Consider the following 12,624-nt stretch of genomic DNA (forward strand, 5'->3'; position numbering starts at 1 on the left):
CCGATGTCCCGTGCGTTTCAGTCCCTCGCGATACCCGCATCGGCGGGCATCGGTCTTCGCTCGCCTCACATCACAGAGATGCTGACGAGGCGGCCCTCCGCCGGCTGGCTTGAGGTCCACGCCGAGAACTACATGGGGGAGGGCGCCGGCGTCGAGGCGCTGGAAAGACTGCGCGAGATCTATCCCGTTTCCGTTCATGGCGTCGGCCTGTCGCTCGGCAGCGCGCGAGGCCTGGACCGCGATCATTTGGAGCGACTGCGCAAGGTCTGCGAGCGCTTCCAGCCCGATCTCGTCTCCGAACATCTGGCCTGGAGCGTCGCTGACGGCGCCTACCTCAACGATCTGCTGCCACTTCGCTACGACGAAGACGCGCTGGCGATCGTGGCGCGCAACGTCGAGACCGTCCAGGACGCGCTGAAGCGGCGTGTGCTGATCGAGAACCTGTCGGCCTATGTCGCCTTTGCGGATTCGGCGATGAGCGAGGCCGAGTTCCTGTCCGAGCTCGTGGCGCGGACCGGCTGCGGCATGCTGCTCGACGTCAACAACGTCCAGGTTTCGGCGCACAATCTGCAATATGACGCCAAAGCCTTCATCGATGCGCTGCCGGCGGCGGCGATCGAGGAGATTCATCTTGCCGGTCACGCAACCAATCACGTCGGGACCGACACCGTGCTCATCGACGACCATGGCTCGCGCGTGCCGCCGGTCGTCTGGGCGCTCTACCAGCATGCCGTAGACCGGTTCGGACCGCGTCCCACCCTGATCGAGTGGGACACCGACGTTCCCGTCCTCGACGTGTTGCTTGGCGAAGCGATGTGGGCCGACATGCTCACCGCGTCGATCATGTTCAGCCGCAAGCAAGCCGCGCGCCGTGAGCAAACGACCGAAACGCGAGCGCCGCCGATCCGCCTTTCTGTCGAGGCCGAAACGACGACCAGCATGCCCGTCCTTGCGGCGTTTGCGGCTGCCCGGTGCGCCAGGTCGTGCGTGCCTGCGGCGCTTGTCTCAATCGAGGAGGAATACCATGCTGCCGCTTGAACACCTGCAGACCACCATCGCGCGGGCAGTGCTGGCCATGGAGCCAGTTGTCGCCGCAAATGTGCTGACCGCCGGCAAGGCCGATCCGTTGGCCCGCCTGCGTATCTACCAAAACAACACGCGCAGCTCGCTCACCGCGGCGCTGATGTCGGTGTTTCCTGTCACCGTCCGGCTGATAGACGAACGCTTTTTCCGCTACGTGGCGAGCGAGTTCATTCGACGGTATCCGCCGGCTGAATCGCGTCTTTCGCGCTATGGATCCGGATTCCCACGCTTCCTGAAGACGATCGACACGCTGTCCGACATGCCGATCGTCGCCGAAACGGCGCGGCTCGAATGGGCCATAGCGGAGGCGCTCGACACGGCTTCGCTGCCGCCCCGCAGCCTCGCAGAATACGACTGCACCGACCTCGGGTTCTCGCCGGATATCCTGCTCCAGCCCTCACTGCGACTGATCATCTCGCACTGGTCGATCCTGTCGGTATGGATGGCGCATCAACACGGGACGGCGGTCGACGAAAGCATCACCTGGACAAGGCGTCCCGAATGCGTGGCGCTGTGGCGATCGGGGAACTACGTGCGGCTTTTTCTGCTCGACCGCGCGAGCTTCGCCTTCTGGCATTCGCTGAAGCACAGTTTCGGTCTCGAGCATGCCACCGGCCGTGCCCTGGCGCTCGACCCGGCCTTCGACCTGGTTTCAGCCCTTGTGCGTCTGTTCCGCGACAGGCTCGTCACCGACGTGCGGATCGCTGCGAATTCCCCCTCAAACTGACGGAGACGGTCATGACCGCAATATCGGAGCAATCCTCGTCCAAACCGGCCGGCTTTGTCGGCCTCTACAAGCGTATCATCAAGCTGCCCGAGTACCTTCCGTTTTCACTGATCCAGCTCGCTGCTCGTGTGGCGGTGGCTCATGTTTTCTGGCAATCGGCGCAGAGCAAGCTCGCATCCTGGCCCGTGACGCTGCAGCTATTCGCCAGCGAATACAATCTGCCGCTCATCGATTCGTCGATCGCCGCGCCCTTGGCGACGACGGCCGAAATCACAGGCTCGGTGTTGATTTTCCTTGGACTGTTCTCGCGCCTTGCGGCTCTGATGCTGCTCGGCGTCGTCTCCGTTATCCAGATCTTCGTCTATCCGGAGAACTGGGCCGAGCACCTCCTGTGGGCATCGCTGCTGTTTCTCGTGCTGACACGCGGCGCCGGCGTCTTGTCTCTCGACTATGTCGCCGAGCGAACGCTTTCGGCATCTGCAAAATGAACAGTCCGACCGGGCGGGGAAAGCACGATGCGCATCTTCATCGTCCACGCGCACCCGGAGCCCAACAGCTTCAACGGTGCCCTGACCCGATCGGCCAGGGGGCGTTGTCCGAGGCTGGACACGAGGTCGTTGTCTCCGATCTCTACGCCATGGGGTTCAACCCAGTATCGGATCGCCGCAACTTCACGACCGTACGAGACGCGAACTACTACCACCAGCAGACTGAGGTCCAGGCGGAGATGGACAAACTCTTCTGGTGTGACGCTTTGATCCTTCAGTTTCCGCTCTGGTGGTTCGGGCTGCCGGCGATTCTCAAGGGCTGGGTCGACCGGGTGTTCGCGTCTGGGGGCCGCATTTATGGCGGCGGCAAATGGTATGATCGCGGCGTCTTCTCAGGAAAGCGCGCGATGTGTTCCGTCACGATCGGCGGGCCGCCGCCGATCTATTCCGACCGAGGATTGAACGGCCCAATCGGTGCAATTCTTTTTCCGATCAATCACGGTATGCTCTACTTTGTCGGCTTCACGGTGATCGAGCCTTTCCTGGTGCACGCACCTGCGCGCATCAGCGACACCGAACGCCGGATTTTCCTCGACCGTTACCGTGAACGGCTCCTTGGTCTGGCGCATGCGCCAACCATCGCTTACCCAAAACTCGTAGACTTCGACCACAGCCATGTTTTGAAATCGGCGTAGTCCAGTCCACCAGGATAGGACGTCGACGCCAGCCGGGGTTTCTGAGCTAGCTTGGTTGGCCCCATGTGGCAGCGGACTCGAAGTCGCCGCTCTCGCTGAGAATTCCCATCAGCGGTCACGTTACTGTGAAGCTGTAACGGCCAGTCGCTACGGATCGAACAACTGACTGTCACGGCGAGAACCTTACCCCGCAACGGGAACTGGCCTGTCGCCAAGGCCGCGCCACGAGACGCCGTTCAACACGCCTATCGAGGCACGTCCCGAAGGTTCTTTGCGTGAAAGCGATTGAATGGAGGAAGACATGACCGCTTACAACGTCGTCCGGTTCCGCACCAAGCCCGGCAGGGAGCAGGCATTCATCGATGCGCACATGAAGGCAAAGCTCGACGTCAAGGGCTTCCGCAAAGGTGCGCTCATCAGGACTGGCGACCGAACCTTCTGCATCGTCGGCGAATGGAACGACATGGATAGTCTCGCAGCGGCGCGGCCGCAGATGATCGGGCTTCTGGATACGATGCGCGACATGCTTGAGGATCTTGGCGGCGACCTCGGCGTGACCGATCCGGTCTCGGGGACGGTCGTTGCCGAGATCGCGACCTAAGTGGCCCAGTTGCAGGCGTGAACCGCTCGACCCCTACGTGAAGGGCCCGTCTCAAAATCGGAGAGCTGCGCACGAATAGCTGGAGTGCGGCTTGCCATCGTCGTATTATCTGATCCCTCGATCTTCGGGAGGACTGGCCATGAATGCAGTACCTCAATGGCGGCTCGCAGGCGACTGGTTCGACATTTGCAGCTGCGATATCCCTTGCCCCTGCGAGTTCGCACAGCGGCCCACCGGCAATCATTGCCAAGGTGTGCTCGCCTGGCATGTGCGCGAGGGTCAGTATGGCGACGTCAAGCTCGACGGCCTGACACTGGTGGCGCTCGGCGAGTTTGAAGGCAATCTCTGGGCTGGCGAGGCAAGTGCCGTGATGGGCATGTATCTCGACGAAAGGGCGAACGAGCGGCAGCGCGAGGCCCTGCAGATGATCTTCGGTGGCCAGGCCGGCGGCTGGCCGGCGGGCTTTGCCGCCAATGTCGGCGAGATGCGTGGCATGGAGTTCGTGCCGATCACTTTCGAGGTGGCGGGCGACCTGGCCACCTGGCGCGTCGATATTCCTGGCCTCGTCGTCGGTCACGCGGAAGCGCTTTCCGGACCCACCACCCCACCCGGCAAGCGGGTGCAGACGATCAACTCGCCTGGTTCGGAGGTCGGCCCGGGCCAGGTTGCCACCTGGGGGCGCTCTGTCGAGGTGAGCGCCAAAGGCTTCGGGTTCGACTGGACCGGAACGGCCCGCTCGAGCAAGCACATTCCGTTCGACTGGACCGGCCCGAACTAGGGTACGGCGATGGCTGACGCGTTCCCCAGGACATCGCGGCGGCTAACCCGGAATCTACGCGGCATCCCGTTCGGTCTGCTCGCATCGCTGGTCGGGCTGACGGCAGCGGCGTGGGCGCTCACCCTCTACCAAACCTTCAGCATGGATATGCCCATGGGCATTGCCGTGCGCGGCGGTATGGAGGGTATGGAAGGCATGGCCGGCATGGCGATGGCCGGAATTGCCGCCGACGGCTGGTCGGTTGCCGGCGCTGCCGCTTTTCTCGCTGTGTGGACCGTGATGATGGCTGCCATGATGCTGCCAGCTGCGGCGCCCATGATCTTTATGTTCGCGGCGGCGCAGGCGAGGCGCGAACAAGGCGTGGCCATCCCGACGTGGACCTTTGTCGCGGGCTATCTGCTCATCTGGGCGGCCGCGGGCCTTGTCGTATATGTCCTGGTCCAGCTCGGCAGCGACCTTGCAACAAGCCTCGATCCACCGCAGCGTTCGAAATGGGCTCCGCTCGCGCTTGGCGCCACGCTTGGCGTCGCAGGGCTCTACCAATTCACAACCTTCAAGCACGTTTGCCTCAGCCACTGCCGTTCGCCGCTTGCTTTCGTTGCGCAGCACTGGCGCGACGGACGTGTTGGCGCGCTCAAGATGGGGCTGCGCCACGGCCTATATTGCTTTGGCTGCTGCTGGGCGCTGTTTGCCGTGTTGGTCGCGACCGGCGTCATGAGCCTCGCCTGGATGCTGCTTTTGACGCTGGTCGTCTTCGTCGAGAAGCTGCTGCCCCGTGGCCGGCGCTTCGAAGGTAGCGTGGGCGTTGCGATGGTGGCCCTCGGGATCGTCGTATCGCTCGGGGCGATCGATATGCCTTGGATGGGTGGCTAGCCGCCTTCGCTTCCATTCCCGGGTGGCTGCCGGGACGTTCTGCGTGGCTCCGTTCGGGGCATGACCGATATCTCGAAGCTGGCAGTCAATTTCGTGCGTCGTCCTTAGCTTCGCCAGACCTGCGCAATGGCAAGCGGACTTCCAAGCAACAAGGAACGGCCCTCTTGTTCCCACTGGTGCGCCAGCCGTCTGGCGTCGACCTAAGGGTACCCGATTGTCCTCGCGCGGACGGCAAACTGCACAGCGCATCAGAAAAACGAAATTGTCCGCCGAAGCTCCAGTCGTAATTGTCCCATCAGGCGGACGGCCGGTGCCTTGGGAGGATTCCGGAGCAACTGGTCGCCTGAGTAAGGCGCCAAACATAGGCTGCCTGGGAGGAGGAAAATGCCTGGTTCGGGCAGATCGGACGACAGGCGCCTTGGCTTCAAGGTGTCCCAGGAAGTCGTCGTCGTCGCGATATCGCTGGCGCTGTTCGTCGTCTTCTCGGCGACGCTCAACAATTTCGTGAGCCAGGGCAACATCATCGCCATCCTCAAGAACGTGTCGATCCTCGGCACGCTGGCGGTCGGCATGGGCTCCGTCGTTGTCGGCCGCGGCATCGACCTCACCATGGTCGCGGTGATGGTCGTCGGCGTCGCCTTCAGCATCTGGATTTCCTCTTGGGGCATCGATTTCACACTGGCCGTGATCTGTGGCGCCGTGCTGGTCGCGGCTATCGGCCTGTTCACCGGCGTCATGGTGGCGATCGCGGAAGTGCCGCCGATCTTCGCCACTTTGGCCATTGCCTCTTCGGTCTATGGCTCGGGGCGCATCGTCTTTGCCTCGGACGTGCTTTATGCCCCGCCGGACATCGCCTGGCTGAAATTCGTCGGCAATGGCAGTGTGCTCGGCATACCGATGTCGGTCGTCATCTTCGGCGCCGTGGCGGCTCTGATGGGTCTCTTCCTGCGCAAGACGCGCTTTGGGCGGCTGGTCTATGCGACGGGCGACAATCCGAACGCGGCCCGCACCACCGGCCTACCGACGCGCCCGATCATCGTGACGCAATATGTCATCAGCGCGCTCATCGCGTTCACGGCCGGCATCATCATGACGGGTCTCGTCACCGGCATCGACACGCGCCTCTACAATTCAAGCCTGATCTACGACGTGCTCCTGGTGGTCGTGCTCGGCGGCATCGGCCTGTCAGGCGGGCAGGGCGGCGTGCGCAATGTGATAGCCGGCACCATCCTGGTCGGCATCCTGACCAATGGCATGACGATCCTCAACTTCAGCTACACCAGCCAGAACCTGATCAAGAGCGTGATCCTGCTCAGCGCGCTCGCCATCGACGCCATCATCAATCCGCGTGACGAGCAGACCTCGCAGAGCGGCGACATCTGAAACAAGAACCGAACCATCAAATCAGGGAGGAACCCATGAAAATAATCAGGAAATGCCTGTTCGCGGGCCTGGCCGCGCTTGCGATGCTTGGCGCCGCTAAGGTCGCGAGCGCGCAGGAAACCGATCAGGTCGGCCGGGCCGCCTATATCGACGGCGTCAAGGGCAAAAAGGTCATCTTCGTGCCGATCTCGCAGGGCATGGACCTCAACCAGGCCTGGGTGATGGTATGGCAGCGCCACGCCGCCCGCTATGGTTTCACCCTCGAGGTGCGCGACCCCAACGGTGACACCAATGCCGGCATCCGCGCCATGCAGGGCGCCATCGCCGAGAAGCCGGACCTGATCATCGTGCAGAACCCGGACGTGCAGACTTATGCGCGCCTCTTGAAGCAGGCGCAGGCCGCCGGCATCAAGGTGCTGCAGGTCAACATGCAGTCGGCGACCCAGACCGACTCCTATGTCGGCAATGACTGGATCGAGATGGGGCGCCTGGAGATGGGCGAGCTGGCCAAGCATTGCACCGGGCCGAACGCCGTCTCGCACAAGGTGGTCTGGCTTGCCGGCGTCCAGACGGGCGCGGCCAACATCTATATGCGCACCGGCATCGACGAGGTGCTGAAGGCCAATCCCGAGCTGCAGCTCGTCTCCGACCAGCCGGCCGACTACATCAGCGAAAAGGCCCGCCAAATCACCGAGACGGTGCTGCAGCAGCATCCCGATCTCTGCGGCATCATGGGCATCTGGGACAATGCTGAAGTCGGCGCCGGCGCGGCGGTCGTGGCTGCCGGCAAGCAGGACCAGGTCACGATCGTCACCAATGGCGCTGGCGCCGCCACCGGCTGCGAGAGCATCAAGAACGGGCTGCTCGACGTGATCTTCAACTTCAACGCGCCGATCCAGGGCGAAATCGCGGCGCAGCAGATTTCCGAGCTGCTGCAGCATCCCGAACGCCAGGCGGGCAGCGAGAAGACCATCTTCTTCGGCCCGATCACCCGCGTTGACAAGACCGATGCGACCGGCCGGAACTGCTGGAAGCCTGAAGACATCAAGTAACGGACTTTTCGATGAGCATGGCCGAAAGCCTTGTGCGCTGGCGCTATCGTCTGCTCCCCGACCATGTGGTCGGGGAGATCCTGACCAAGCAGTGGATAGACAGCGTCATCCCGTTCACGGCGCTGGTTATCCTGTGCGCGATCTTCGGTTCGATCGTGCCGGGCTTCTTCGATGTGGCGACGCTGACCAACCTCAGCGGCCAGACCGCCGAGCTTGGCCTGGTCGTGCTCGGCATGACCATCGTCATGGTGTCCGGCGGCATCGACCTCTCCGTCGGCTCGACCTTCGCGCTGGCGGTGCTCGTCACGCTCTACGGCATGAATGTCGAGCAGTGGAGTTTCGGAACCGGCCTCCTGGCTTGCCTCGGCCTCGGTGTTGTCTGCGGCGCCGTCAACGGCTTCCTGGTCGGCTTCCTGCGCATGAGGGCGTTTCTCACCACGCTGGTGACGCTCATCATCTACCGCTCCACCTTCGACATCGTCTTCCCGCAGGTCTCGACGCCGATCGTCACCAGCGGACCAGATTCGCCGACATATGATTTTCTCGGCTTCGGCACGGTCTGGGGCGTGCCGACGTCGTTCGCCGTCTTCGTGGTCATCGCCCTGGTGACCCATCTGGTGCTGTCGCGCGCCCGCTATGGCTGGCGGCTGTTCGCGGTCGGCGCCGCGCGCCGTTCCGCCTACAATGCCGGCATCAATGTGCGGCTCACCCTGTTCAGCGCCTACGTGCTTTGTTCAGTGCTGGTCGCGCTATCCGGCTTCTTCTTCTCGGCCCGCATCGGCAGTGCCGCTTCCGATATCGGCACCGGGCTCGAACTGCAGGTACTGACCGCGACGGTGCTCGGCGGCATCTCGCTCGGCGGCGGGCGCGGCTCGGTCGCCAAGGCGCTGATGGGTACGCTCTTCGTGCTCGTGCTGTCCAACAGCCTGCTTGCGCTCGCCGTGCCAGGCCCGGTCAACTACCTGATCCTCGGCCTCGTGCTGCTCCTATCGGTGCTGCTCGACGTGCGCTGGGTGAAGAACCGCCACAAAATCCTGCGCAGCGTCTATATCTCGCCGACCTTCGCCAAGATGCCGCAGGCCGTCTCGACCGCGCCCGGCGCGCCGATGGCGGTGAACGACCGGCTGAAGGACGTAGGCGTCATCGGCCTCGGTTTCCTCGATGGCGCCGAAGACGTGATCTTCGACCGCCAGGACCGGCTCTACACCGGCAGCCGCCAAGGCGACATATTGCGCTTCCAGCCGCCGCACTACACCGACAGCGAAGTGTTCGCCCATATCGGCGGCTCACCGCTCGGGATGGCCTTCGACCGCGACGACAATCTGGTCATCTGCGTCGCCGGCATGGGCCTCTATCAGGTCTCGCCGGCAGGCGCGGTGAAGCTGCTCACCGCCGAGACCAACCGTTCGCTGACATCGGTCGTGGACGACTCGACCATGAAGCTCGCCGACGACTGCGACATTCTCCCGGACGGCCGCATCGTATTTTCCGAAGCCACCGTGCGCTTCGAGATGCACGACTGGTATGCGGACGCGCTCGAAAGCCGCGGCAATGGACGCATCATCGTGCACGATCCCAAATCCGGTTCGACGCGCACGCTGTTGTCGAACCTCGTCTTCCCCAATGGCATCTGCACGGCTTTCGACGGCCAGTCCGTGCTGTTCGCGGAAAGCTGGGCCTGCCGCATCAGCCGTTACTATTTCGACGGTCCGAAGAAAGGCACGGTGGAGCGGGTCATCGAGGGGCTGCCCGGCTATCCCGACAACATCAACCGCGCCTCCGACGGAACCTACTGGCTGGCGCTGATGGGTATGCGCACGCCGGCGCTCGATCTCTCGCTGGAAATGCCGGGCTTCCGCCGCCGCATGGCGCGGCGCGTGTCGGAAGACGCCTGGCTGATGCCCAATCTCAACACCGGCTGCGTGCTGCGCTTTGACGACAAGGGCCAGATCCTCGAAAGCCTGTGGGATCAGGCGGGCGAGAAGCATCCGATGATCACCTCGATGCGCGAGCACAAGGGAACCCTGTATCTCTGCGGCATCTTCAACAACCGCATGGGGACCCTGGCGCTGAAGGGCGCCGATCCCGACTGGTTCAGCTCGGATTCCTACTGGGGCAAAAAGCCATGAGCGCCGTGAGCCAGTTTTTCGACCGCTTCCTCGGCCGCGGCGACTGGGCGGTTACCGTGCCGACACTCGATGGGCCGTTGCTGCCCAATCAGGAGCTGGAAGAGGCAGAGACTTTCGCCGGCCTCATTGAAGTCGACAATCTGGTGCGGACCGAAAAGAGTGTGCTGGCGAGCAGCGCGAATCGGCTGATGCGTTTCGACGCCGACGGCAAGGCGGAATTGCTGCGAGAATTTCCGGGCGAGATCACCGCGCTCGCCCACGCCCGCGGCATGACCGCTTTGGCCGTCGACGGTAAGGGTGTCGTCATTCATGGCGGCCTGCATGACGGTCGGGAGGCGGAGGGCGACGAGGCCCGCAGGCTGTCCTGCGTCACCGCGCTGACTTTCCTCGACAGCAACACCCTGCTGATCGCCAATGGCTCGGCATCGCTGCCTGCGACAGGCTGGCGCCGCGACCTGATGCAGAAGAATGCTTCCGGCTCGGTCTGGCGCCTCGACTTGAAAAGCGGCCGGCTGGAGCTGATCCGCGACGGCCTCGCCTGGCCGGCGGGCATAGCCACCACCGGCTCGAACCGCGTCTATGTCACAGAGGCCTGGCGCCATCGCGCGCTGGCGATCGATCTCGCCACCAAGGCAATGGTGCCGGTGCTAGAACATCTGCCGGCCTACCCCGCCCGCATCGCGCCGGCCTTCAACGCCGGCTACTGGCTGACCTTCTATTCCGTGCGCAACCAGCTGGTGGAATTCATCCTGCGCGAGGAGGCCTACCGCAAGCGCATGCTGGCTGAGGTGCCGGAAGCCTATTGGATGGCGCCGTCGCTCAACTCATGGCGCGACTACCGCGAGCCGATGCAGGGCAGCCAGCTCAAGCAGATGAATGTACTGAAGCCCTACGCGGTGACCAGATCCTACGGTCTGGTGGTCCACTGCGACCAGAACATGAAGCCGCTGTCGAGTTTCCACTCGCGTGCCGACGGCACAGTGCATGGCACGGTCAGCGCCTGCGAGCTTGGCGACGACCTGCTCGTCGCCTCGCGCGGCGGATCGAGGATCGTGCGCCTGGCCAAGGCCGCCGGCGGCAAGCGGGGTTAAGCGATGGCGGACGCCAACATCATCGAACTGAAGGACGCGACCAAGGCGTTCTCGCGCATACCGGCTTTCAAGAACGTCAATCTCGACCTGCGCAAGGGCGAGATCCACGCGCTTCTGGGCGAAAACGGCGCCGGCAAGTCGACGCTGACCAAGGTCATGGCCGGCGTATTCAAGCTGACCGAGGGCAAGCTGTTCTTCGACGGCAAGGAGGTGTCTTTCGCCACCCCCGCCGAGGCGCTTCGCGCCGGCATCGCCATGGTGTTTCAGGAGACCAATCTGGTGCCGTCCATGACCGTGGCGCAGAACCTCTATCTCGGCGAAGAGAAGATGTTCAACCGGTTGCGCGGCCTCTATATCCAGGCACGCCAATTTCTCGCCGGCATGGGCTTCCAGGTCGATCCGACCGCGCAGGTGAGCACGCTGGGCGCGGCGCACAAGCAGATGGTCGAGATCGCGCGCGCCGTTCACCACAAGGCCCGCGTCATCATCTTCGACGAGCCGACCGCGACGCTGACGCCGGAAGAGAAGCGCCATTTCTTCAACCTGCTGCAGCGGCTGGTGAAGGAAGGCATCGCCGTCATCTTCATCACCCATGCGCTCGAGGAGGCGCTCGCCGTCGCCGATCGCATCACCGTGATGCGCGACGGCGAGATCGTCGCTTCGGGAGAGGCCAAGGGTTTCACCCGCGCCTCGATCGTGCAGGCCATGGTCGGCCGCACGCTGACCGAAACGCTGCATGGCGAGATCAAGCGCACCGCGCGCCCCTATGGCGACAAGGTGCTCTCTGTCGAGAACCTCTCCTGCGCCGGCCTGGTGCGCAACTCGTCCTTCTCCGTCTTTTCGGGCCAGGTCACCGGCATGTTCGGCCTGGTCGGCGCCGGCCGCACCGAGATGGCAAAAGTCGTGGCCGGCCTGTTGAAGCGCAATATCTTCCATGGCGGCGAGATCCGCCTGCTTGGCAAATCGGTGCGCTACCGTGTGCCCCGGCCGGCGGTGCGCGACGGCATCGTCTATGTGACGGAGGACCGCAAGTTCGACGGGTTCTTCGAGACGATGACGGCGGGCGAAAACCTGCAGATCGGCGAGTTGACCGACAACTCGAACCCGGTGTCGATGGTGTCGATGACGCGCGCCAGGGAGCTTGCCAAGCAGTGGGGCGAGCGGCTCAGACTTAAGCAGATCAGCGACCGGGCCCGGATGATCGAGCTCTCCGGCGGCAACCAGCAAAAGGTCGTGATCGCCAAGTCACTGATCCAGAAACCCAAGCTGGTGATCTTCGACGAGCCGACACGGGGTGTCGATGTCGGCGCCATCGTCGAAATCCACCAGTTGATCAGCGACCTTGCCGACCAGGGCATGGCCGTCGTCGTCATTTCCTCCTATCTGCCGGAAATCCTTGCGGTTTCCGACCGCATCCTGGTGGTCAAGCGCGGCCGCGTGGTGGAGGAGATGATGCTGTCGGAAGCGACCGAGGAGCGCGTCATGTTCGCCGCGGTCCACTAAGGTATGTCGATATTCAGGTGAGGCCGGCCTGCCAAGGTGGTTTCCTGCGCTTCTGGTGCTCACGTACTTCAAGTACGCTCCGCTCCGGGTCTCGGAAGCTACCGTTTTCGACTGACCCTGACCTGGATCTCGACACACCTTGATCGGGAGCAGGTTCGCTGGCTAAATCCGGACCGGCGCCTGGACCTGCCTCTTGCCTTGCAATCGCTTCCGCGTCTGAA

General features: G+C 63.4%; 12 protein-coding genes. All 12 read left to right on the forward strand.

Features of this window, described 5'->3' with window-relative positions; genetic code table 11:
- The first annotated feature begins 3 nt into the window (after positions 1-3).
- The 12 genes from EN738_RS08460 (at position 4) to EN738_RS08515 (ending at position 12,403) form a co-directional block, all read left to right on the forward strand.
- Positions 4-1,038: a DUF692 domain-containing protein gene (locus EN738_RS08460; protein WP_127283307.1), complete on the forward strand. Its 1,035-nt coding sequence runs from the start codon at positions 4-6 to the stop codon at positions 1,036-1,038.
- The gene (locus EN738_RS08465) at positions 1,025-1,810 is read left to right on the forward strand and encodes a DNA-binding domain-containing protein (protein WP_127283288.1); all 786 of its coding nucleotides are present in this window, start codon (positions 1,025-1,027) and stop codon (positions 1,808-1,810) included. The genes EN738_RS08460 and EN738_RS08465 overlap by 14 nt, the downstream gene beginning before the upstream one ends.
- 11 nt (positions 1,811-1,821) lie before the next feature.
- Positions 1,822-2,298: a DoxX family protein gene (locus tag EN738_RS08470; RefSeq protein WP_127283289.1), complete on the forward strand. Its 477-nt coding sequence runs from the start codon at positions 1,822-1,824 to the stop codon at positions 2,296-2,298.
- Positions 2,295-2,993 carry an NAD(P)H-dependent oxidoreductase gene (locus tag EN738_RS08475; protein WP_210214071.1) on the forward strand — a complete coding sequence of 233 codons (699 nt, stop codon included), beginning with the start codon at positions 2,295-2,297 and terminating at the stop codon, positions 2,991-2,993. Before EN738_RS08470 ends, EN738_RS08475 begins: the two co-directional genes overlap by 4 nt.
- Positions 2,994-3,294: 301 nt before the next feature.
- Complete coding sequence (locus EN738_RS08480) at positions 3,295-3,594, forward strand: antibiotic biosynthesis monooxygenase (protein ID WP_127283290.1); 300 nt, start codon at positions 3,295-3,297, stop codon at positions 3,592-3,594.
- Positions 3,595-3,733: 139 nt separating this feature from the next.
- A complete protein-coding gene (locus tag EN738_RS08485) occupies positions 3,734-4,372 on the forward strand; it encodes a DUF1326 domain-containing protein (RefSeq protein ID WP_127283291.1) in 639 nt (212 codons plus the stop codon).
- A 9-nt stretch (positions 4,373-4,381) separates the two neighbouring features.
- Entirely contained in the window at positions 4,382-5,245 is an 864-nt protein-coding gene (locus EN738_RS08490; protein ID WP_127283292.1) for a DUF2182 domain-containing protein, read from the forward strand.
- A 384-nt stretch (positions 5,246-5,629) separates the two neighbouring features.
- A complete protein-coding gene (locus EN738_RS08495; RefSeq protein ID WP_127283293.1) occupies positions 5,630-6,628 on the forward strand; it encodes an ABC transporter permease in 999 nt (332 codons plus the stop codon).
- 35 nt (positions 6,629-6,663) lie between these two features.
- A complete protein-coding gene (locus EN738_RS08500) occupies positions 6,664-7,680 on the forward strand; it encodes a sugar ABC transporter substrate-binding protein (protein WP_127283294.1) in 1,017 nt (338 codons plus the stop codon).
- Positions 7,681-7,691: 11 nt separating this feature from the next.
- Positions 7,692-9,809 (forward strand): SMP-30/gluconolactonase/LRE family protein, encoded by a 2,118-nt coding sequence (locus EN738_RS08505; protein ID WP_127283295.1) that lies wholly within the window; start codon positions 7,692-7,694, stop codon positions 9,807-9,809.
- The gene (locus EN738_RS08510) at positions 9,806-10,900 is read left to right on the forward strand and encodes a strictosidine synthase (RefSeq protein WP_127283296.1); all 1,095 of its coding nucleotides are present in this window, start codon (positions 9,806-9,808) and stop codon (positions 10,898-10,900) included. Before EN738_RS08505 ends, EN738_RS08510 begins: the two co-directional genes overlap by 4 nt.
- Before the next feature lie 3 nt (positions 10,901-10,903).
- Complete coding sequence (locus EN738_RS08515; RefSeq protein ID WP_127283297.1) at positions 10,904-12,403, forward strand: sugar ABC transporter ATP-binding protein; 1,500 nt, start codon at positions 10,904-10,906, stop codon at positions 12,401-12,403.
- Positions 12,404-12,624 lie beyond the last annotated feature (221 nt).

This window comes from Mesorhizobium sp. M4B.F.Ca.ET.017.02.2.1, assembly GCF_003998955.1.
GTDB classification, from domain to species: domain Bacteria; phylum Pseudomonadota; class Alphaproteobacteria; order Rhizobiales; family Rhizobiaceae; genus Mesorhizobium; species Mesorhizobium abyssinicae.